This is a genomic window from Pseudomonas sp. F-14 TE3482, assembly GCF_053629455.1.
This window is the reverse complement of sequence record NZ_JBRJII010000001.1, coordinates 5670604-5692324: the sequence shown is the minus strand read 5'-3', so window position 1 is coordinate 5692324 and position 21721 is coordinate 5670604. Positions and strand designations below refer to the sequence as shown.

Genomic DNA, 21721 nt, shown 5'->3' with positions numbered 1-21721 from the left:
GTGTTTTCCTCACGAGATGACGGCGACTGGCTGCGCGGTGGCGGCCAGTAAACGCTTGATTTCCGGGACGCAGGAGCCGCATTGCGTGCCACAACCCAGTTCTTGTTTCAAACCCTGCAAATCCAGGCCACGGCCAATGCCGGCACACACCGCGTTCTGGCTGACGTTCATGCAGTTGCACAGGGTTTTGGTGCCGGATGCCGGTCCGCCAGCGCTGCCCGGTGGCGCACTCAAGGGCGCCAGCAGCCAACGGCGTAGCTGTTCGTCGGCGCGACCTTCGAGCCACAGACTTTGCAGCCAGTGTTGGGCCAACGTTTCACCGGCCAGGCGAATCGCGGTGATCCGACCGTCCTCGATCCGTACCCGCTTGCCGATCGAGCGCCGAGGATCGTCGTAGGCCAATACCGGGCCGTCGTTGAGCCCCAGGCACTGATCGATATCACGCAACAACTGCGGGTCTGGCGCGGTGGCGCTGGCAGCGCGTATTAGCAATGCAGGACGCTCACGGCCGGTCAGGCTGAGGCTTGCGTAGGAAAACGCCTCGCAGAGCGGTCGTAGCGTCTCCAAATGCTGTTGAACATCACCCTCTATCAGAGCGAAAAGCTGCCAGGGCAATTGCACAGGCTCGAGTCGCACACCGCTGTGTTTGAGTTCCGGTTGTTTCGACAATGGGTCGAAGGCGGGAAGGGTGAGGGTATTCACGCCGCCCTTGAGAAAGCGGTCGCCCCAGTGCATCGGCAGAAATGCCTGGCCCGGACGTACGCTGTCATCGCTGCTGACTGGCACGATCACCGAGCCCCGGCGACTTTTCAGATTAATCAGGTCGCCAGGTTGCAGGCGATGCCGACGCAGTTCATCCGGGTGCAGGCTCAACACGGCTTCGCTGACATGGCCAAACAACTGCGCGGCGGTGCCGGTGCGGCTCATACCGTGCCATTGATCGCGCAGGCGGCCGGTGATCAGGGTCAGGGGGAAGCGCGCATCGCGTTGTTCCTTGGCGGCGCGATACGGGTCGGTGATGAACTGTGCACGCCCGCTGGCGGTCGGGAAAACTCCGTCGAGATACAGCCGCGCCGTGCCTTCGCGGGCCCCGGCGGGGAAGGGCCATTGCTGCGGACCGAGCTGATCGATCAGCGCATGGCTGATTCCGGAGAGGTCGAGGTCGCGGCCGTGAGTCAGGTGTTTGTATTCGTCGAAGACCTGCGCCGGGGTTTCAAAGGCAAACAGGCTGGTGGCTCCAGGGCGCAGAATTTTTTCCAGGCGCTGTGCGAAATCCACGGTGATCGCCCAGTCGGGCCGTGCTTCACCGGGTGCGCCGATGGCCCGGCGGACGTGGGAAATGCGCCGTTCGGAGTTGGTGACCGTGCCGTCCTTTTCACCCCAACTGGCGGCGGGCAACAGCAGGTCGGCGAACGCGGCGGTTTCGGTGGTGCGAAAGGCTTCCTGCAACACCACGAACGGACAGGCTTGCAGTGCCTCGCGCACAGCGGTCTGGTCCGGCAGCGACTGTGCAGGGTTAGTGCAGGCGATCCACAGGGCTTTGATCTTGCCGCTGCGCATCTGCTCGAACAGCTCGATGGCCGTCAGGCCGGTGTTCGCGGGCAGTTGATCAACGCCCCAGTAGTCGGCTACTTGTGCGCGGTGGTCGGCATTGGCGGCTTCGCGATGGCCTGGCAGCAGGTTCGACAAACTGCCGGTTTCCCGGCCGCCCATGGCATTTGGCTGACCAGTCAGCGAGAAAGGTCCTGCACCAGGCCGGCCAATTTGCCCGGTGGCCAGGTGCAGGTTGATCAGCGCGCTGTTCTTCGCGCTGCCGGCGGTGGACTGATTCAGCCCCATGCACCACAGCGACAGAAAGCTCGGTGAAGTGCCGATCCATTGCGCGCATTGCTGCAATTGCTCGACGCTGATGCCACAGAGTTGCGAAACCATTGTCGGGGTGTAATCGCGTACCAGATTTTTCAGCTCGGCCAGGCCTTCGGTGTGGGCCTTGATGAAGTCGCGGTCGACCCAGTCTTCCCACAGCAACAGGTGCAGAATCCCATGGAACAGGGCGACATCGGTGCCGGGCAGAATCGCCAAATGCATGTCAGCCAAATCGCAGGTGTCGGTGCGCCGTGGGTCGATGACGATGACCTTCATCTGTGGGCGGCGGGATTTGGCTTCTTCCAGGCGACGAAACAGTACCGGATGGGCGTAGGCCATGTTGCTGCCGACGATCATCACGCAGTCGCTCAGTTCCAGGTCTTCGTAGCTGCAAGGCGGAGCATCGGCACCGAGGCTGCGCTTGTAGCCGACCACCGCTGAAGACATGCACAGCCGTGAATTACTGTCGATGTTGTTGGTGCCCACCAGCGCTCGCGCCAGTTTGTTGAAGGCGTAGTAATCCTCGGTCAGCAACTGCCCGGAGATATAGAACGCAACGCTGTCCGGGCCATGCTCGGCGATGGTTTCGGCGAAGACGCTGGCGGCGTGATCGAGCGCTGTGTCCCAGTCGGTGCGGCTGCGGGCCAGGCCTTTGCCCAGGCGCAGTTCCGGGTACAACGCCCGTGCCGCCAAGTCGCCGGTCAGGTGCAGGGTCGAACCTTTACTGCACAATTTGCCGAAGTTGGCCGGGTGCGCCGGATCGCCGCTGACGCCGAGGATGCGCTCGCCATCGTGTTCGATCAGCACGCCGCAGCCGACCCCGCAGTAGCAGCAGGTGGAGGCAGTGATTTGACGGTCCATCAGCTTGCTTCCCGTAGCGCCAGCAGCACCCGGCCGTTCTCGACCCGTGCCGAGTGATGGTGGGCGCAGCCGATATCCGGGGCCTGGGCCTCGCCGGTTTCCAGGTCGATCTGCCAGTTGTGCAGCGGGCAGGCCACCCGTTTGCCGTAGATCAAACCCTGGGACAGTGGCCCACCCTTGTGCGGGCAGCGGTCGTCGAGGGCGAAAACCTCATCGTCGCTCGTACGAAAAATCGCGATGTCGCCTTTCGGGCCCGCGATGATCCGCGAGCCAAGGGTGTTGATCTCTTCCAGTGCGCAGATATCCAGCCAGTTCATGCCTGCACCTCCAGGTTCTTCACGGGAATGACCTCGAATTCTTTTTTCAGCAGCGGCTGTTCGAGGCGTTCCTTCCAGGGGTCCTGCTCGAACGACAGGGAAAATTGCAGGCGATCGTTCAATGCCTTGCGCCGTTCTGGGTCTTCCAGCACGGCTTTCTTGATGTGTTCCATGCCGACCCGTTGCAGGTAGTGCACGGTGCGCTCGAGGTAGAAGGCTTCTTCGCGATACAGCTGCAGGAAAGCGCCGTTGTATTCGCGCACTTCTTCGGCGGTTTTCAGTTTGACGAAGAACTCCGCGACTTCGGTTTTGATCCCGCCGTTGCCGCCGATGTACATCTCCCAGCCGGAGTCCACGCCGATAATTCCGACGTCCTTGATCCCCGCTTCCGAGCAGTTGCGTGGGCAACCGGAGACGGCCAGTTTCACTTTGTGCGGCGACCACATGTTGAACAGGTCGTGCTCAAGCTCGATGCCCAGTTGCGTGGAGTTCTGGGTGCCGAAGCGGCAGAACTCGCTGCCGACACAGGTTTTTACCGTGCGGATGGATTTGCCGTAGGCGTGGCCGGACGGCATGTCCAGGTCTTTCCAGACGCCTGGCAGATCCTGCTTCTTGATCCCCAGCAAGTCGATGCGCTGGCCGCCGGTGACCTTGACCATCGGCACGTTGTACTTGTCGGCCACGTCGGCAATGCGCCGCAGCTCTGAAGGATTGGTCACACCGCCCCACATCCGAGGGACTACAGAGTAAGTGCCGTCTTTCTGAATGTTGGCGTGGGCGCGTTCGTTGATCAGGCGCGATTGCGGGTCGTCCTTGGCTTCGCCCGGCCAGGTGGAAATCAGGTAGTAGTTGAGCGCCGGACGGCACGTGGCGCAACCGTTCGGGGTGCGCCAGTTCAGATAGCTCATGGTGCCGGCGATGGTCAGCAGGTGCTGGTCGCGGATGGCCTGGCGGATTTGCCCATGGTTGAGGTCGCTGCAACCGCAGATGGCTTTTTCGCTTTTCGGTTTGACGTCCGCCGCACCGCCCACGGTATTGATCAGGATCTGCTCGACGAGGCCGGCGCAGGAACCGCAGGAACTGGCGGCCTTGGTGTGTTTTTTCACATCATCAACGCTGAACAGGCCATGTTCCTGGATGGCCTTGACGATGGTGCCTTTGCACACGCCATTGCAGCCGCAGACTTCGGCGGTGTCGGCCATGCTCATGGCCTTGTCCTGGCCCTGGTGTCCTACATCACCAAGAGCGTTTTCGCCGAACATCAAGTGATCGCGGATCTCGCCGATGGCATGGTTCTCACGGATCTGCCGGAAATACCAACCGCCATCTGCCGTATCGCCGTACAGACAGGCGCCGACCAGCACGTCATCCTTGATCACCAGTTTTTTGTAAACCCCGCCGATCGGATCGGAGAGGGTGATGGTCTCGGTGCCTTCGCCGCCCATGAAGTCGCCGGCGGAAAACAGGTCGATGCCGGTGACTTTCAATTTGGTCGACGTCACCGAGCCCTTGTAGGTGGCGAAACCCAGTTGGGCGAGGTGGTTGGCGCAGACCTTGGCCTGTTCGAACAGCGGCGCGACCAGACCGTAGGCGATGCCACGGTGGCTGGCGCATTCGCCGATGGCGTAGACCCGAGGGTCGTAGGTTTGCATCGTGTCGTTGACCAGAATCCCGCGATTGCACGGGATGCCGGACTTTTCCGCGAGTTCGGTGTTGGGACGAATACCAGCGGCCATCACCACCAGGTCGGCAGGGATGATGTCGCCGTTCTTGAACTCAACCGAGCCGACCCGGCCATTGCCGGCATCGTGCAGGGCCTGGGTCTGTTCGCACAGGCGGAAATGCAGGCCACGGGCTTCCAGGGCGGTTTGCAGGAGTTGGCCGCTGGTTTTGTCCAGTTGCCGCTCCAGCAGCCATTCGCCGATGTGCACCACGGTGACGTGCATGCCGCGCAGCATCAGGCCGTTGGCGGCTTCAAGGCCCAGCAGACCGCCGCCGATGACCACGGCGTGCTTGTGGGTCTTGGCGGTGTCGATCATCGCCTGGGTGTCGGCAATGTCGCGGTAGCCGATCACGCCCTGCAAGGTGTTTCCGGGGATCGGCAGGATGAACGGGGTCGAACCGGTGGCAATCAGCAGGCGGTCGTATTCAGCCTCGGTGCCGTCTTCGGCGATGACCCGCCGTTTGACCCGGTCGATCTCCACCACTTTACGGTTGAGCAGCAGCTTGATGTTGTTTTCCAGGTACCAGTCCAGGTCGTTGAGCACGATCTCTTCGAACGTCTGTTCGCCGGCCAGTACGGGCGACAACAGGATGCGGTTGTAGTTGGTATGGGGTTCGGCGCCGAAGACCGTGATGTCGTACAGCTCATTACTCAGCTTTAGCAGTTCTTCCAGGGTACGTACCCCGGCCATGCCGTTGCCGATCATCACTAATTTTAGTTTTTTCATCAGGTTCTCCGGGGAGCTCGGGCCTGCCTCATCAGGGCATTCAGGCCTTGCTCGACAAAATTTTGCGCAAACAAAAAAAGGCGTCCCGCTAGTTAACTAGCGAGGACGCCTTTGTCCTTGTCCCGTTCTCTCGGGCAGCGCAGCCTTCTACGTTGAAGGTTGGGCTTTATGTATGTTGGGGAAGGTAATGCAGTGGTTGTGCCAAGTCCCACAAATGCGGAATTTATGGGCTCTCAGCACGGGAGGAGGGTGTTTGTGTGCACCGGTTCAATGCGCCATGCCCGGTTTTGAAGCAGAAAAGATCAAAAGATCGCAGGCTTCGCCAGCTCCTACAGGAGATCGTGGGCACCGGTAGGCGCTGGCGCAGGCTGCGATCTTTTGATCTTTTGATCTTTTGGGTGAAATGAAAAACTCAACCATGAAACAGCAAAAACAGCAGCACCAGATTCACCAGCAACGACACCAGCGCCAACGTCCGCCAGACTTTCAGCGGTTCGCGCTCCAGCAACGGTCTGGGGCGCACGCTCAAACTGCGACGTTCTCCCTGTTCCAGTAGCAACAACCATTCTTCCGCCGTTTCAAAGCGCTGATCCGGAGCTGCCGCCACCGCGCGCTCCAGACTTTGCGCGATCCATTCCGGCAGGTCGGGCCGGTAGCGGCTGGCGCTGACAGGCACACCAAACCGTGGGCGCTGGAATGCTTCGATTTCACCGTAGGGATAATGCCCGGTCAGCAGGTAATACAAGGTCACGCCCACCGCATACAAATCCTGTTGTGGTGTAGGAGGATCACCTCGAAAGGCTTCCGGCGCGATATAGCTGGGCGTTCCGGGCAGGGCGCAGGCTTGATCTTCGGACAGCCCGGGGCAGTAGGCGAGGCCGAAATCCAGTAGGCGCAGCTCACCGTCGTCTCCTAGCAGCAGGTTCTCCGGTTTGATATCGCGATGCAGAATTTGCCGTCGATGCAATATGCCGATAGCCCGCAGCAGGCGTTCGGCCAAGTCCAGCCATTGAGCCAATGGCAGCGTTGCGACACGCTCATGCAGCTCTGCCAAGGTAGACCCGGAATATTCACGCATCACGTAATACAAATGCTGACGCTGACTGGCGGCATGGACTTCAGGAAAATGCCGCCCGGCCACACGCTTGAGAAACCATTCCTCTGACAACAACGCCTGCCCGGCCTGGTGATCGTCACGGAGCGCGCTGGGCAAGGTTTTCAGCAGCCAGGGCTGTTGTTGTGCGTCGCGCACCCGGTAGAGCAGCGATTGCTGGCTCTGGCCGAGGATCCCCTCGACCTGCCAGCCTTCGAAAGTCTGGCCCGGTTTCAGCGCAGGCGGGAGTGGCCATTGCTGCAGATGAATCAGCGCGTCGCCAATGCTGGTTTCACCGAGGGCATCGACCCGCACCAACAGGGCGCTGGCGTTGTCCTGACTGCCGGCCAGATGTGCAGCGTTGACCAGGGTCTGCGCGGCACTGTTCAGGTCGGGTTGATCGCGCAGAATCGCCGCAATGGCCGTGTCGCCCAGCACGGCCCAGATGCCGTCGCTGAGCAGCACGAAACTCTCGTTCAGGCGCAGTTCACCATCGAGAAAGTCCAGCACCAGGTGTTGATCCAGCCCAAGGGCTCGTTTGAGCACATGCTGCATGCCCGGCTGGTCCCAGACGTGATCCTCACTCACCCGTTGCAGTGTGTCGGCGTGCCAGCGATAAACCCGGCAATCACCCACATGAGCCAGAGTGAAACGCCTGCCGCGCATTACCAAGGCACTGACAGTAGTCAGCAGCGGTTGCCCGCCGCCGTTCGCCTGCAACCAGCGGTTTTGCGCCAGTAGCAGACGGTCCAGTGCCTGGGCGACGCCCCAGGTTTCCGGGGTGGCGTAGTAGTCCAGCGCCAAGGCCTGCAAGGTCGAACGGGCCGCGAGCCCGCCATCGGCACATTGGCTGACGCCGTCGGCGATGGCGAACAGGTAACCCTTGCTTGCCGCCAGCGCCGGGGCCGGAGTGACCAGGCGCACAGCGTCCTGGTTCTCCTCGCGGGGGCCGATGGCGCTGTGTTCGGCAAAACTCAGTTGCAGGCTCATTCAGTCCTCACACCCGTGCTGCGGTGACGGCTGCCGAACCCCAGGTGGTTCTCCAGCGACGTTTCACACCGTGCAGACCGAACCAGGCAAGCACGCCAAGGCTGGCGAACAACCACAAGGCCAGTTGATAGCTGCCGGTGCTTTGCTTGATCGCGCCCATGCCGGCGGCCAGTGCGAAGCCACCGATGCCGCCGGCCATGCCGATCAGCCCGGTCATCACACCGATCTCCCGACGAAAACGCTGCGGGACCAACTGGAATACGGCACCGTTGCCTGCACCCAAACCGAGCATAGTGCACACGAAAAGCGCCAGCGCGGCGTAGGAATTCGGCAGATTGAAACCCACGGTCGCAATGCAGATCGCTGCCACGGTGTACATCGCAAGCAAGGTGCGAATCCCGCCGAAGCGATCCGCCAGCGCGCCGCCCAACGGACGCATCAGGCTGCCACCGAACACACAAGCAGCAGTGTAGTAGCCGGCAGTCACCGGGCTCAGGCCGTATTGGTCGTTGAAGTAGCCAGGCAGGGCGCTGGCCAGGCCGATGAAACCGCCGAAGGTCACGCTGTAGAAAAACATGAACCACCAACTGTCGCGGTCACCCAGGGCCTTGAAGTAGTCGGCCATCGATTTGGCTTTCGGCCGCTCGGGAGCATTCTTGGCCAGCCAGGCGAAGACGATCAGGGTCAGGACCAGCGGGATCAGGGCGAAGCCGAACACGTTGCTCCAGCCAAATGCGGCGGCCAGCACCGGGGCGATCAAGGCTGCGAGTACAGTGCCCGAGTTGCCGGCACCGGCGATGCCCATGGCTTTGCCTTGGTGCTGGGGCGGATACCATTGCGAGGCCAATGGCAGGGCGACGGCGAATGACGCACCTGCCACGCCAAGGAACAGGCCTAGCAACAACGCTTGTTCGTAACTGTGGATGCCGACTTTCCAGGCGACGAACAGGGCGCAGATGACGATCACCTGGCCGATCATCCCGGCGATTTTTGGCGACAGACGATCAGCCAGCAGGCCCATCACAAAGCGCAATATGGCCCCGGCCAGAATCGGCGTGGCCACCACCAGCCCGCGTTGTTGGGTGGTCAGGTGCAGATCAGCGGCGATCTGCACCGCCAAAGGGCCGAGCAGGTACCAGACCATGAAGCTCAGATCGAAATAGAGGAAGGCTGCGAACAGTGTCGGGGTATGGCCGGATTTCCAGAAGCTTGAATTCATCGCGCACCTCAGCTGTCAGGCGTATCAAGAAGGAGTCATGAGCTTGCAGGTGGGGCGCCGCAACGGCCGCACCACCAGCCCCGGTCTCTGGGGCCAAAACGGAAAAACGCCGCTACCCGATCCGCCAGGGGGCGAATGAGGTGAGCGACGTCTTCGTCGTAGGTGGGGCAACCGCCGTTGGTTACCTTGCAGGGATTACCTAGCGAGATCTGTGCCAACACGTGAGATCGCGTTATGGCCATCGCGGGCAAGCCCGCTCCCACAGGTTTTGTGGACACCGAAGATCCATGTGGGAGCGGGCTTGCCCGCGATGGCGTCCTCCAATGCACCACAAGGCTTCAGCCAAGCAGTTCACTCATGGCAATGATCTGCTCCGCCACCTGTATCAGCTTCTGCTGGCGGCTCATGGCCTGGCGGCGCATCAGGGTGTAGGCCTCTTCTTCGTTGCAGTCCTTCATCTTCATCAGCAGCCCCTTGGCCAGCTCGATGCGCTTGCGCTCGGCCAGTTGCTGGTCGCGGGCGTGCAGTTGCGCCCGCAGGGCCTGGTCGCTTTCAAAGCGCGCCATGGCCACGTCGAGAATCGGCTGCAAGCGTTGTGCGTGAATGCCTTCGACGATGTAGGCACTGACGCCGGACTTGATCGCCCGGCGCATCACGTCGGGGTCGTGCTCGTCGGTGAACATCACAATCGGCCGTGGTTGGTCACGGGTCACCAGCACCACTTGCTCCATCACATCGCGGCTTGGTGACTCGGTATCGATCAAAATCACGTCCGGACGCACCGTTTCGACGCGCGCGGGCAGGTCAATGGTCAGGCCGGACTCGTCGATGACCTCGAACCCGGCTTCGGTCAGAGCCGCCTTCAGGCGCCCGACTTTTTTCGCAGTGTCATTGATCAGCAGGATACGCAACATATTCGTAGGCTCCTGTCAGCGGCTGGCGAGAAGGGGAGCGCTGTCGCTCATGGCGTGCAGCGTGAAGCTGCGGGCATAGCCGGCCGGGTCTGAGCCGTCCCAGATTTTGCCGTCGATCAATTGACTGTTGCGCATTTCCTGGCTCCGGGCGGACACACCGACAGCGGTGGCGGCCTCACGGTATAAGTCTAGTTGCTGGACCTGACGGGCCACGCCGAGGTAATCCGGGTCGTCACGCAACAAGCCCCAGCGACGGAACTGGGTCATGAACCACATACCGTCGGACAAATACGGAAAATTGACCTCGCCACCACCGTGAAAACGCATGGCGTGCGGGTCTTGCCAGCGATTACCCAGGCCGTCGGCGTAGTCACCGAGCAACCGTGGTTCGATGCAGTCGAGCGGTGCATCCAGATACTCAGGCGCACTCAACAGTTGCGCGGTGCTGCGGCGATTTTCGTGGCTGGCTTCGATGAATCGGCTGGCTTCGAGGATCGCCATCACCAATGCCCGTGCGGTGTTGGGGTATTGCTCGACAAAGGTGCGGGTGCAGCCGAGGACTTTTTCCGGGTGATCGGGCCAGATTGTCTGGGTGGTGGCCATGGTAAACCCGAGATTCTGCTGCACCGCACTGGCCGCCCACGGCTCGCCGACGCAGAAACCGTCGATGCGCCCGGCTTGTAGGTGCGCGACCATTTGCGGCGGCGGCACCACCACGCTGTCGACATCCTGCAACGGATGAATGCCCTGACTCGCGAGCCAGTAATACAGCCACATGGCATGGGTGCCCGTAGGAAATGTCTGGGCGAAGGTCAGTTTTGGGCGACTTTGGTGCACGTGCCGGTCCAGTGCTTCAGGACTGGTCACATCCAGGGCCTGCAAGCCGTGGGAGAGGTTGATGCTCTGACCGTTCTGGTTCAGGCCCATGAGCACGGCCATGTCGGTGGAGGCTACGCCGCCGATGCCCAGGTGCACGGCGTAAATCAGGCCGTAGAGGCTGTGGGCGGCGTCGAGTTCGCCGCTGACCAGTTTGTCCCGCAGGTTGGCCCAGGACGACTGGCGCTTGAGGTTCAGGGTCAGACCGTAGGGTTGGGCGAAGCCCTGAGTGGCGGCGACCACCACTGAGGCGCAGTCGCTCAGGGCCATGAAGCCGAGGTTTATTTCAGTCTTTTCCGGGGCATCGCTGCCGTTGACCCAGGCCAGTGGGCCGGCTGATGGTTCGTTCATCGATTTCGCACCTTCCAAAAAAAAGCGTCGTCCCAAGGCCTTTGCGTGGGCAAAGCCGGGTGACGACGCCATTGTCCTTCCACCCATCCCGCCGTTGGCATGAGTGCTGATGCCTGTGATTGGTGCAAGGCATATGCCATCGCTGGCTGATTTTGTTGCGCGCCTCGCCTGTGGACCCGATGCGCGGCTATAATCGCCGCCTCTCATCGCCAACCGAGTCAAGCCTGCCCATGTACACCCTGGCCCGTCAGCTGCTGTTCAAACTTTCCCCGGAAACCTCCCACGATCTGTCCCTGGACCTGATCGGCGCGGGCGGGCGTTTGGGCCTTAACGGCTTGCTGTGCAAGGCACCGGCGAAACTGCCGGTGACGGTCATGGGCCTGGAGTTCCCGAACCCGGTGGGTTTGGCGGCCGGTCTGGACAAGAACGGCGCGGCGATCGATGGTTTTGCCCAATTGGGTTTCGGTTTCGTTGAAATCGGTACCATCACTCCGCGACCGCAACCGGGTAACCCGAAACCACGGATTTTCCGCTTGCCGGACGCCGAGGCGATCATCAACCGCATGGGCTTCAACAACCTCGGCGTCGATCACTTGCTCGCTCGTGTGGCGGCGGCCAAGTACAAGGGCGTGCTGGGCATCAACATCGGCAAAAATTTCGATACGCCGGTTGAACGTGCGGTCGATGACTACCTGATCTGCCTGGACAAGGTTTATGCCCACGCCAGCTACGTGACAGTCAACGTCAGTTCACCGAACACCCCGGGCCTGCGCAGCCTGCAATTCGGTGATTCGCTCAAGCAATTGCTCGCCGACCTGGCTACCCGCCGGGCGGAACTGGCCCTGCGTCACGGCAAGCATGTTCCGTTGGCGATCAAGATCGCGCCGGACATGACTGATGAAGAAACCGTTCAAGTCGCTCAAGCGTTGATCGAAACCGGGATGGACGCGGTGATTGCCACCAACACCACCCTGAGCCGCGTCGGTGTCGAAGGTATGGAACATGGTGACGAGGCGGGCGGGTTATCCGGCGCACCGGTTCGCGACAAGAGCACTCACACGGTGAAGGTGCTGGCGGCGGAACTGGCCGGTCGTTTGCCGATCATTGCCGTGGGCGGCATCACTGAAGGCAAGCACGCGGCTGAGAAAATTGCCGCGGGTGCGAGTTTGGTGCAGATTTACTCTGGCTTTATCTATAAAGGCCCGGCGCTGATTCGTGAATCGGTGGATGCCATCGCTGCGCTGCGCTGAAGATTCATATGCGGCGATGAGGATTAACTGTGGCGAGGGAGCAAGCTCCCTCGCCACAAAAGCGACATCACCAACGCAATATTTACAGGCATAAAAAAGGGCTCCTCGAAGGAGCCCCTGGGCCGAAGCCCGCCGTCCGGATGGGACGTGCGTGGTTAAGTCATTACGTAATCAGATTGTCGTGTCGGAGTGTGTGCCCTGTATTAGCCGACGGCGTGAAGTTCGTTGAGTCTGTGGATTCCCGCAGTGCCGGTCATACCGTCCCAGTTGTCGCCGCGTCCTTCTCGCCAGCCATTGATCCAGGCTTGGCGTACCGACGGTAGAGTAAAAGGGCAAAGCTCACGGGATTTACCACCAACGCCATATTGATATCCGCGCAAAAATGCTCTTTCCAACGGATCACGCTTAAGTCTTCTCATAGGGTGTTTCCCTCACTTGTTGACTGTATTTATCGCGTCGACCTCAATCGAGGTCAGGCAGAAAATTCCTGCCGTTGGCGGCTCGCTGCCGGCGTCGCGAGCCAAGGTGTTGACGCCGTTGCGACGTCAACCTGAGTTGAGTTCTAACCAATGCGTCACATCGAGGGAATGATCGTTTTGTCATAAGAACGTAACCATAAAGATGCTATGGCCATAAGTAACACGATATTTGTCCCGTGTTTATTGGCCAAACCCCGGTATGATCGGCCCTGCGCGGGATGAGAGGGTTGAGGCCTTTAACGAGAATGACACCCGTTCACTTGGGGACTATTCGACGAAGGGTCGACTTATGACATTTTGTTGCATCAACTTTTTTATCTGCCCTGGCATCTAAGCTCTTTTAACCCGAGCAGTCAGGGTGGGGACGGCACACCTTCGTGCCACGCGGGCGCTCTGTTAGAAAAGCGCCTGATTGAAAACCGGATCGGCAATGCGTTGCCGGTTCACTTAGCTAAAGGCTCTGGAATTACCATGTCCGATCGTTTCGAACTCTTCCTCACTTGCCCCAAAGGCCTTGAAGGCCTGCTCATCGAGGAAGCCGTCGGGCTTGGCCTTGAGGAAGCACGTGAGCACACCTCGGCTGTGCGCGGCATGGCCACCATGGAAACCGCCTATCGCCTGTGCCTGTGGTCGCGTCTGGCGAACCGTGTGCTGCTGGTGCTCAAGCGCTTCCCAATGAAGGACGCCGAAGACCTCTACCACGGTGTGCTGGATATCGAGTGGCAAGACCACATGCTCAACGATGGCACCCTGGCCGTCGAATTCAGCGGTCACGGTTCGGGCATCGATAACACGCACTTCGGCGCTTTGAAGGTCAAGGATGCGATCGTCGATAAACTGCGCACTCCCCAAGGCGATCGTCCGTCCATCGACAAGCTCAACCCGGACCTGCGCATTCACTTGCGCCTGGACCGTGGCGAAGCGATTTTGTCTCTCGACCTTTCCGGCCATAGCTTGCACCAGCGTGGTTACCGCTTGCAGCAGGGCGCTGCGCCGCTGAAGGAAAACCTCGCGGCGGCGATTCTGATCCGTTCCGGCTGGCCACGGATTGCCGCCGATGGTGGCGCACTGGCTGACCCGATGTGCGGTGTCGGTACGTTCCTGGTCGAAGCCGCGATGATCGCCGCCGACATGGCGCCGAACCTGCGTCGTGAGCAGTGGGGTTTCACCGCCTGGCTCGGTCACGTGCCGGCGCTGTGGAAAAAGCTCCACGAAGAAGCCACCGAACGCGCCGCAGCCGGTCTGGCCAAGCCACCGCTGTGGATTCGCGGTTACGAAGCTGACCCACGCCTGATTCAACCGGGCCGCAATAACGTCGAACGTGCCGGCCTGAGTGAGTGGATCAAAATCTACCAGGGCGAAGTCGCGACGTTCGAGCCGCGCCCGGACCAGAACCAGAAAGGCCTGGTGATCTGCAACCCTCCGTACGGCGAGCGTCTGGGCGATGAGGCGAGCCTGCTCTACCTCTACCAGAACCTCGGCGAACGTCTGCGTCAGGCCTGCTTGAACTGGGAAGCGGCGGTGTTCACCGGCGCCCCGGACCTGGGCAAGCGCATGGGCATCCGCAGCCACAAACAGTATTCGTTCTGGAACGGCGCCCTGCCGTGCAAATTGCTGCTGATCAAGGTCACGCCGGACCAGTTCGTCACTGGCGAGCGTCGCACTCCGGAACAGCGCCAGATCGAGCGCGAACAGGCCGAATCCGACGCTCCATCGAACATCGAAGCGCCGGGCAAGTACGAGAAGTACAACAAGAACGGCAACCCGATCAAGCCGGCCCCGGTGGTGATCGAGCAACCGCGCTTGAGCGAAGGCGGGCAAATGTTTGCCAACCGTCTGCAAAAAAACCTCAAGGCCCTCGGTAAGTGGGTCAAGCGTGAAGGTATCGACTGCTACCGCGTCTACGATGCCGACATGCCGGAATATTCCATGGCCATCGACCTGTATCACGACTGGGTCCACGTTCAGGAATACGCTGCACCGAAATCCATCGATCCGGAAAAAGCCTCGGCACGGATGTTCGATGCCCTGGCGGCGATCCCGCAGGCGCTGAACATCGACAAGAACCGCGTGGTGGTCAAACGTCGCGAGCGTCAGAGCGGCACCAAGCAGTACGAACGCCAGAGCGCACAGGGCAAGTTCAATGAGGTCAACGAAGGCGGCGTGAAGCTGCTGGTGAACCTCACCGACTACCTCGACACCGGGCTGTTCCTCGACCACCGGCCGATGCGCATGCGAATCCAGAAAGAGGCGGCCGGCAAGCGCTTCCTCAACCTGTATTGCTACACCGCGACCGCCAGCGTTCATGCAGCCAAGGGCGGTGCGCGCAGCACCACCAGCGTCGACCTGTCGAAAACCTATCTGGATTGGGCGCGTCGCAACCTGTCGCTGAACGGTTTTTCCGACAAGAACCGTCTGGAACAGGGCGATGTGATGGCCTGGCTCGATGCCTGCCGTGACGAGTACGACCTGATCTTCATCGACCCGCCGACCTTCTCCAACTCCAAGCGCATGGAAGGGATCTTCGACGTGCAGCGTGATCAGGTGCAGTTGATCGACTTGGCGATGGCACGTCTGGCGCCGGGCGGGGTGTTGTACTTCTCCAACAACTTCCGCAAGTTCCAGCTCGAGGAAAACCTCACCGAGCGTTATGCCGTTGAAGAAATCACCGCCCAGACCATCGATCCGGATTTCGCCCGTAATGGCAAGATCCACCGTGCGTGGAAGATCACTGCTCGCTGACACTTGAGCCTGATTGGATCCAGAGCCTTGATTTTTAAAGGCTCTTGGGTTCTTTCAGTGCTGGTCAAATTAGTGGCTAATAGCTATAACTCAACGCATGGCCAATGGGCTTTTCCGGCACCTGGCGTTTTGAGTTGTATCTATGTCGCTGCACGCCGTGCGCCCCAAGATCCTGGGTTTTATCCGCGAAGATGTTTCGGCCTGGCTGGTCGCACTGTTGGCATTGCTTGTCGGCGGGGTTCTCACGGGATTGCTGGCCTGGGCGACGTTCAATCAGTTTCATCAGCAATTGCGGCAACGTTTCCAGCTGCTCGCCAGTGAACGTTACAGCCGTATCGAAGAACGTTTCGAAGATCAGGAGCAGCGCCTTGACGGCCTGCGTCGGTTCTTCGTCAATTCCGAATCGGTGTCCCGCGAGGAATTCGACGGTTACGCCAAACCTCTTTTGCGTCGCACCCAGGCTTACTCCTGGGCCCCCCGGGTTTCCCGCGCCGAACGTCCTCTGCTTGAACGCGAGGTGCGAGAAGAAGGCTTGAGCGGCTTCACCTTTCGCGAACTTGCCGCCGACGGCCAGTTGCAACCTGCCGTAGAGCGGGACGAGTATGTACCGGTGCTCTACACCCAAACCCAGAGCCGACTGCCTACGCCGCTGGGTTACGACTTGCTGGCCCAGCCCCTGCGCCGTTCGACCCTGGAACGCGCCGATCGCAATGGCCGTATGGCCGTGTCGCAACCGTTGCATCTGGTAGGCATCGAGCCCGCCTATTCGCGGGGCGTGTTGCTAGTGGCTCCGGTCATCCATCAGAACCTCCCCAATGCTGCGCCCGCCGGTTATGTCATGGCGGTGATCAGCATGCGTCAGTTGTTGGCGGACGGGCTGCCGGAAGAGAATCATGACTCTCTCTCGGTGCGTATCCTCGACTTGTCCACCGATGATCAGCATGAAGTGTTGTATGAGTCGACCAACACGGCGGGGGCCAGTGACTTGTCCTCCACACGTTTGCTACGTCTGGCCGACCATGACTATCAAGTGGACATGCGTCCCAGCGCCGCGTTCCTGAAAGCCAACCATTCCTCGGTGGCCAGCCTGGTGGTACTCGGCGGTTTGCTCAGCCTGCTGCTCAGTGTGTTTCTCTATGTGTTGGTCAGCCAGCGCCAGCGAGCGTTGAAAATGGTGGAGCAGCGGACCCAGGAACTTCACGATCGTGAGCAAGAGTTGCGCGGCACCCATGGCCAGTTGCGCGGTGTGCTGGATGCCGCGACTCAGGTGGCGATCATCGCCACCGACTTGCGCGGGGTGATTAGCACCTTCAACGCCGGTGCAGAGCAAATGCTCGGCTATTGCAGTGCGCAGGTCATAGGCCACATGACCCTGGAAAGCCTGCATCTGCCCCGGGAACTCGAAGCGCGCTCGGCCGAGTTGAGCGCGCGCTATGGCAAGCCCATCCCGACGTGTCAGGCGATGCTGGTCGAAGGCGGGGAAGAGGGCGGTCACGAAGCCCGTGAGTGGACGCTGGTGCGCCACGACGGCAGTCACTTGACGGTGAACATGCTGGCGACCCCGGTACTCGACGAGCAAGGCTTGTGGGTCGGGCACCTGGCGATTTGTATCGACATCACCGAGCGCAAGCGCGTCCACGAAGCCCTGGCGGCACGTGACCTGTTGTTGAAGAAACTCAGCGCCCATGTGCCCGGCGGGATCTACCAGTTCAAGATGGAATTCGATGGGCGCTTCAGCGTGATCTACGCCAGCGACGGTATGCGCGATATCTACGAACTCGAGCCGGACGTGCTGTTGCTCAACGCCGAAGCGGTGTTCGCGCGGATTCATCCTCAGGACGCGCGTCGGGTCCGCGCTTCAATCCTGGCCTCGGCTGACACCCTCAGCCCTTGGCGTGAAGAGTACCGCGTGCAATTGCCCCAGCGTGGTCTGCGCTGGGTCCGCGGTGAAGCGACTCCTGAAGAACTGCCCGGTGGCGGTGTGCTATGGCATGGTTTCATCTCGGACATTTCCGACCTCAAGCGCGTGGAGGAGGAGTTGCGCGCACTGTCAGTGACCGACTCCCTGACCGGGATCCATAACCGTCGCTACTTCCAGGAGCGCCTGACCACCGAAATGGCGCGGGTCGAGCGCGGCGGTGGCGAGTTGTCAGTGATCATGCTCGACATCGATCACTTCAAGCGCATCAATGATCAGCACGGTCATGCCGTGGGTGATCGGGTATTGCAGGCCGTGTGCGAGCGCATTGGCGGTCGCCTGCGGTGCACAGACGTGTTTTGTCGCCTGGGCGGCGAAGAGTTCATGGTGCTCTGTCCGGATATCAACGGCGAACAGGCCCACGTGCTGGCCGTGGAGTTGTGGCAAGGGTTGCGCAATGCGCCGATTGACGAGGTCGGTATCGTCACCGCGAGTTTCGGGATTGCCAGTTGGCGGGCCGGAGAGGGCGCGGATTCGCTGCTGTTGCGGGCGGACTCAGGGGTATATGCGGCGAAGCAGGCGGGAAGGGATCGGGTTGAGGGGCAGATGAGCTAGGACAGCATGCGGACCCTGTGGGAGCGGGCTTGCTCGCGAATGCGGTGTATCAGTCGACATTAATGCTGAATGACACACCGCATTTGCGAGCAAGCCCGCTCCCACATTTTTTGATCTCCAGTGTCTGGACGATCGGGTTACAACACCGAAGCCGTTTCCGGCAGTTTCGGCTGGCGATACAGGTCCAGCAGCACCTGATCCAACACCGAGGAGGCGCCAAATGGTGCCTTGTCGTTGAGGATCGCCACGACCGCCCAGGTATTGCCATTGATGTCGCGGCTGTAGCCGGAGATGGCGCGCACGGTGTTCAGGGTGCCGGTCTTGACGTGGGCTTCACCGCGCATCGCGGTGGTCTTCAGGCGTTTGCGCATGGTGCCGTCGGTGCCGGCAATGGGCATCGAGCTGATGAACTCGGCGGAATACGGGCTGCGCCAGGCGGCTTGCAGCATCGCGGCCATTTCACGGGCACTCACGCGCTCGGCGCGGGACAGGCCGGAGCCGTTCTCCATCACCAGGTGCGGCGCAGTGATGCCTTTTCTCGCCAGCCACTGACGCACCACGCGCTGGGCTGCCTTGGCATCGTCACCGTCGGCATCCGTGCGGAACTTCTGGCCCAGGCTCAGGAACAACTGCTGAGCCATGGTGTTGTTACTGTATTTGTTGATGTCGCGAATGATTTCCGCCAGGTCTGGCGAGTAGGCCCGGGCCAGCACCTTGGCGTTGCTCGGCGTCGGTGCCAGACGATCCTGGCCCTGGATGCTGCCGCCCAGTTCCTTCCAGATCGCCCGCACAGCGCCAGCGGTGTAGGTCGCGTGATCAAGCAGCGACAGGTAGGTCTGGGAGCTGCAGCCTTCGCCCAACTGGCCGCCAACGGTCACGGTGACGCTGCCATCAGCCTGGGCCACCGGGTTGTAACGCACGCCACCGGTGCATTGCTTGGAGTTGAGCGCCTTGACCTGATTGTCGATGCGGATGCTGGCAATCGGTGGCTCGACCGACACCAGGACCTTGCCCGAGTCGTTGCGGGCCACGAAGCGCAGGGCCTTGAGGTTGACCAGCAGCGCGTCGGGTTTGACCAGGAACGGTTTGTTCTCGTCGTTGCCGTCGTCGTTGAATTCAGGCAGTTGTGGTTGCACGAAGAAGCCGCGGTCCAGCACCAGGTCGCCGGTGACCTGGGTCACGCCGTTGGCGCGCAAATCGCGCATCAGCAGCCAGAGTTTTTCCATGTTGAGCTTCGGATCGCCGCCACCCTTGAGGTAGAGGTTGCCGTTGAGGATGCCGCCGCTGAGGGTGCCGTCGGTGTAGAACTCGGTTTTCCACTGGTGGTTCGGGCCGAGCATTTCCAGCGCGGCGTACGTGGTCACCAGCTTCATGGTCGAGGCCGGGTTAACCGAAACATCAGCGTTATGAATGGTTGCGGTGCCCGGGCCGTTGAGCGGGATCATTACCAGCGACAGGGCACTGTCTTGCAGTTTGCTGGCCTTGAGAGCCTTTTCGACGTTGGGCGACAGGGCGGTGTTGATCGAGGCGGCGGAAACGGGGAGGGCCAGGGGCAGAAGAAGGCTGGCCAGCAGCAATGGACGCAAAGATTTGCTCATTTGAAATAAAACCCTACAGCCGAGGGGAAAAAAGACGAGGGCATGGAGATAAATTCCCTCAGCGGTCATGAAAGTGTCGGCATTATGCCCCAAGGTGCAACAGCTTGTGCCGTACCCCGGTCGTCTAATCGGCTATTTTTTTACCGGCGGTAGGTGTAGCGGCATTCTGGGACGGGCAATCGGCGCCTTAAACTGCTAAAGTGCGGCCCGTTAATACTTATGAGGATTGTTCCAATGGCGACTAACCGTTCCCAGCGTCTGCGCAAAAAACTGTGCGTCGATGAATTTCAAGAGCTGGGTTTCGAACTGAACCTGGATTTCAAAGAAGATTTGGCTGATGAAGCCATTGATGCTTTCCTCGACGCGTTCCTGAAAGAAGCCATGGAAGCCAACGGTCTGGGCTATGTTGGCGGCGACGACTTCGGTCTGGTTTGCCTGCAAAAGCGTGGCTCGGTCTCCGAAGAGCAGCGTGCCGCTGTTGAAGCCTGGCTCAAAGGCCGCAGCGAATTGACCGAAGCAACCGTCAGCCCGCTGATCGACGTCTGGTACCCGGAAAAGCCGATCAATCCGGTAGCTTGATGTTCTAAAAAACGGCGACCCAAGGGTCGCCGTTTTTTTTGAAGATCAAGAGATCACAGCCTCGTTTCACTCGACAGCTCCTACAGGGCAACGCATGCGATGGTAGGTGCTGTGTAGGAGCTGTCGAGTGAAACGAGGCTGCGATCTTTCAGGCTCCACGCCAATTCAAGATAACCAACGTCAACACCCCCGCCACAATCCCCCAAAACGCCGAACCGATGGAAAACAGCGTTAACCCCGATGCCGTGACCATAAAGGTAATCAGCGCTGCTTCCCGTTCCTGCACTTGCGCCATGGCAATGCTCAACCCATTGATGATCGAGCCGAACAGCGCCAGCGCGGCAATCGACAGCACCAATTCTTTAGGCAGTGCGGCAAACAACGCCGCCAGCGTCGCGCCGAACACCCCGGCAATTCCGTAGAAAATCCCGCACCAGACGGCGGCCGTGTAGCGTTTGTTGCGATCTTCATGGGCATGCGGCCCGGTGCAGATTGCCGCGCTGATGGCGGCCAGGTTGATCCCATGGGAGCCGAAGGGCGCCAACAGCAACGAGGCAATGCCGGTGGTGGTGATCAGCGGTGAGGCCGGCACGTTGTAGCCATCGGCGCGCAATACGGCGATACCCGGCATGTTCTGCGAGGTCATCGCCACCACGAACAGGGGAATGCCAATGCTGATGGTCGCGGCCAGGGAGAAATGCGGTGTAGTCCAGACCGGTGTCGCGACTTCCAGATGGAAGCCACTGAAATCCAGCAACCCCATAAATCCTGACAGCACAGTGCCGATCAACAGCGCGGCGAGCACGGCGTAGCGCGGCGAGAGGCGCTTAACCACCAGATAGGTGAAGAACATTCCCAGGACCAGCGCAGTGCGGTGCTGGGCGGCGACGAAAATCTCGCTGCCGATCTTGAATAGAATCCCCGCCAGCAACGCCGCCGCCAATGAGGCCGGTATCTTTTTCACCAGCCGTTCGAAACTGCCGGTCAGGCCGCAGAGGGTCACCAGCACCGCGCAAGTGATATAGGCGCCAATGGCCTCGCCGTAGCTGACACCGCCAAGGCTGGTGATCAGCAACGCCGCGCCGGGGGTCGACCAGGCGATGGTGATCGGGGTGCGGTAGCGCAAGGACAAGCCGATCGAGCACACCGCCATGCCGATAGAGATCGCCCAGATCCACGACGAAATCTGCCCGCTGGTCAGGCCCGCTGCTTGCCCGGCCTGGAACATCAGCACCAGTGAGCTGGTGTAGCCGGTCATCATGGCAATGAACCCGGCGACGATGGCCGAGGGTGATGTGTCAGTCAGAGGGCGAAGCTGCGTGTGCGTGGCGTCGGTCATGACAGCGGTGTTCCTTGTGCGTACGAAAATATCCGAATCAACCCTGAACCCTGTAGGAGCGAGGCTTGCCCGCGAAGGCGTAGTGTCAGTCGACATCAATGCGCAATGACACGGCGCCTTCGCGGGCAAGCCTCGCTCCTACAGGGCATCGCGTTGAGCAGCGGATTCTGCGTTCAAGCCTAAACTGAAAAGTAACCGGTCGTTGCGATACAGCGAGGGCGACAAACAGCCGTACAGTCGTGTTGCCACCTTCCATTGTGTACA

The 21721-nt window shown here is 60.6% G+C and carries 14 protein-coding genes; 4 read left to right on the top strand and 10 right to left on the bottom strand.

Annotated elements, in window-relative coordinates; translation table 11 throughout:
- Positions 1–9 precede the first annotated feature (9 nt).
- The 7 genes from AB7M26_RS25650 to AB7M26_RS25620 all read right to left on the bottom strand — a co-directional run bounded on the left by AB7M26_RS25650 (position 10) and on the right by AB7M26_RS25620 (position 10937).
- Positions 10–2727: a nitrate reductase gene (locus AB7M26_RS25650; RefSeq protein WP_123496407.1), complete on the bottom strand. Its 2718-nt coding sequence runs from the start codon at positions 2725–2727 to the stop codon at positions 10–12.
- Entirely contained in the window at positions 2727–3044 is a 318-nt protein-coding gene (nirD, locus tag AB7M26_RS25645) for a nitrite reductase small subunit NirD (protein ID WP_007902067.1), read from the bottom strand. Before nirD ends, AB7M26_RS25650 begins: the two co-directional genes overlap by 1 nt.
- Positions 3041–5494, bottom strand: coding sequence for a nitrite reductase large subunit NirB (nirB, locus tag AB7M26_RS25640; RefSeq protein ID WP_123496409.1), 2454 nt, complete (start codon positions 5492–5494; stop codon positions 3041–3043). The genes nirD and nirB overlap by 4 nt, the downstream gene beginning before the upstream one ends.
- Before the next feature lie 412 nt (positions 5495–5906).
- Positions 5907–7577, bottom strand: coding sequence for a bifunctional protein-serine/threonine kinase/phosphatase (locus AB7M26_RS25635; protein WP_123496411.1), 1671 nt, complete (start codon positions 7575–7577; stop codon positions 5907–5909).
- Positions 7578–7584: 7 nt separating this feature from the next.
- The gene (locus AB7M26_RS25630; RefSeq protein WP_123496413.1) at positions 7585–8796 is read right to left on the bottom strand and encodes a nitrate/nitrite transporter; all 1212 of its coding nucleotides are present in this window, start codon (positions 8794–8796) and stop codon (positions 7585–7587) included.
- A 338-nt stretch (positions 8797–9134) separates the two neighbouring features.
- Positions 9135–9710, bottom strand: coding sequence for an ANTAR domain-containing response regulator (locus AB7M26_RS25625; RefSeq protein ID WP_008006986.1), 576 nt, complete (start codon positions 9708–9710; stop codon positions 9135–9137).
- Positions 9711–9725: 15 nt separating this feature from the next.
- Positions 9726–10937, bottom strand: coding sequence for a CmpA/NrtA family ABC transporter substrate-binding protein (locus AB7M26_RS25620; protein ID WP_123496415.1), 1212 nt, complete (start codon positions 10935–10937; stop codon positions 9726–9728).
- A gap of 230 nt (positions 10938–11167) precedes the next feature.
- Between AB7M26_RS25620 and AB7M26_RS25615 the strand changes: the two genes are divergently transcribed.
- Positions 11168–12187 carry a quinone-dependent dihydroorotate dehydrogenase gene (locus AB7M26_RS25615; protein WP_008074083.1) on the top strand — a complete coding sequence of 340 codons (1020 nt, stop codon included), beginning with the start codon at positions 11168–11170 and terminating at the stop codon, positions 12185–12187.
- A 203-nt stretch (positions 12188–12390) separates the two neighbouring features.
- On the opposite strand, the gene rmf is transcribed toward AB7M26_RS25615, so the two are convergent.
- Positions 12391–12606 carry a ribosome modulation factor gene (rmf, locus tag AB7M26_RS25610; protein ID WP_003223300.1) on the bottom strand — a complete coding sequence of 72 codons (216 nt, stop codon included), beginning with the start codon at positions 12604–12606 and terminating at the stop codon, positions 12391–12393.
- A 531-nt stretch (positions 12607–13137) separates the two neighbouring features.
- On the opposite strand from rmf, the gene rlmKL reads away from it, so the two are divergent.
- Together rlmKL and AB7M26_RS25600 are read left to right on the top strand one after the other, a co-directional pair.
- On the top strand, positions 13138–15408 hold the full coding sequence (rlmKL, locus tag AB7M26_RS25605; RefSeq protein WP_123720838.1) for a bifunctional 23S rRNA (guanine(2069)-N(7))-methyltransferase RlmK/23S rRNA (guanine(2445)-N(2))-methyltransferase RlmL: 2271 nt from the start codon (positions 13138–13140) through the stop codon (positions 15406–15408).
- 142 nt (positions 15409–15550) lie between these two features.
- The gene (locus AB7M26_RS25600) at positions 15551–17941 is read left to right on the top strand and encodes a sensor domain-containing diguanylate cyclase (protein ID WP_123496419.1); all 2391 of its coding nucleotides are present in this window, start codon (positions 15551–15553) and stop codon (positions 17939–17941) included.
- A 137-nt stretch (positions 17942–18078) separates the two neighbouring features.
- Here the strand turns inward: AB7M26_RS25600 and dacB are convergent, their stop codons facing one another.
- A complete protein-coding gene (gene dacB / locus AB7M26_RS25595) occupies positions 18079–19539 on the bottom strand; it encodes a D-alanyl-D-alanine carboxypeptidase/D-alanyl-D-alanine endopeptidase (protein ID WP_123496421.1) in 1461 nt (486 codons plus the stop codon).
- Positions 19540–19773: 234 nt separating this feature from the next.
- On the opposite strand from dacB, the gene AB7M26_RS25590 reads away from it, so the two are divergent.
- Positions 19774–20118 carry a YggL family protein gene (locus AB7M26_RS25590; protein WP_007896965.1) on the top strand — a complete coding sequence of 115 codons (345 nt, stop codon included), beginning with the start codon at positions 19774–19776 and terminating at the stop codon, positions 20116–20118.
- Between the two features lie 148 nt (positions 20119–20266).
- On the opposite strand, the gene AB7M26_RS25585 is transcribed toward AB7M26_RS25590, so the two are convergent.
- Positions 20267–21457: a benzoate/H(+) symporter BenE family transporter gene (locus tag AB7M26_RS25585; protein WP_008074079.1), complete on the bottom strand. Its 1191-nt coding sequence runs from the start codon at positions 21455–21457 to the stop codon at positions 20267–20269.
- Between the last annotated feature and the right edge of the window lie 264 nt (positions 21458–21721).

What these genes read in the sequence shown, in the direction of transcription:
- rlmKL (WP_123720838.1), top strand. Translation starts at nt 13,138, where the DNA reads ATGTCCGATCGTTTCGAACTCTTCCTCACTTGCCCCAAAGGCCTTGAA.
- AB7M26_RS25620 (WP_123496415.1), bottom strand. Translation starts at nt 10,937, where the DNA reads ATGAACGAACCATCAGCCGGCCCACTGGCCTGGGTCAACGGCAGCGAT.
- nirB (WP_123496409.1), bottom strand. Translation starts at nt 5,494, where the DNA reads ATGAAAAAACTAAAATTAGTGATGATCGGCAACGGCATGGCCGGGGTA.
- AB7M26_RS25590 (WP_007896965.1), top strand. Translation starts at nt 19,774, where the DNA reads ATGGCGACTAACCGTTCCCAGCGTCTGCGCAAAAAACTGTGCGTCGAT.
- dacB (WP_123496421.1), bottom strand. Translation starts at nt 19,539, where the DNA reads ATGAGCAAATCTTTGCGTCCATTGCTGCTGGCCAGCCTTCTTCTGCCC.
- AB7M26_RS25600 (WP_123496419.1), top strand. Translation starts at nt 15,551, where the DNA reads ATGTCGCTGCACGCCGTGCGCCCCAAGATCCTGGGTTTTATCCGCGAA.
- AB7M26_RS25635 (WP_123496411.1), bottom strand. Translation starts at nt 7,577, where the DNA reads ATGAGCCTGCAACTGAGTTTTGCCGAACACAGCGCCATCGGCCCCCGC.
- nirD (WP_007902067.1), bottom strand. Translation starts at nt 3,044, where the DNA reads ATGAACTGGCTGGATATCTGCGCACTGGAAGAGATCAACACCCTTGGC.
- AB7M26_RS25630 (WP_123496413.1), bottom strand. Translation starts at nt 8,796, where the DNA reads ATGAATTCAAGCTTCTGGAAATCCGGCCATACCCCGACACTGTTCGCA.
- AB7M26_RS25585 (WP_008074079.1), bottom strand. Translation starts at nt 21,457, where the DNA reads ATGACCGACGCCACGCACACGCAGCTTCGCCCTCTGACTGACACATCA.
- AB7M26_RS25625 (WP_008006986.1), bottom strand. Translation starts at nt 9,710, where the DNA reads ATGTTGCGTATCCTGCTGATCAATGACACTGCGAAAAAAGTCGGGCGC.
- AB7M26_RS25650 (WP_123496407.1), bottom strand. Translation starts at nt 2,727, where the DNA reads ATGGACCGTCAAATCACTGCCTCCACCTGCTGCTACTGCGGGGTCGGC.
- rmf (WP_003223300.1), bottom strand. Translation starts at nt 12,606, where the DNA reads ATGAGAAGACTTAAGCGTGATCCGTTGGAAAGAGCATTTTTGCGCGGA.
- AB7M26_RS25615 (WP_008074083.1), top strand. Translation starts at nt 11,168, where the DNA reads ATGTACACCCTGGCCCGTCAGCTGCTGTTCAAACTTTCCCCGGAAACC.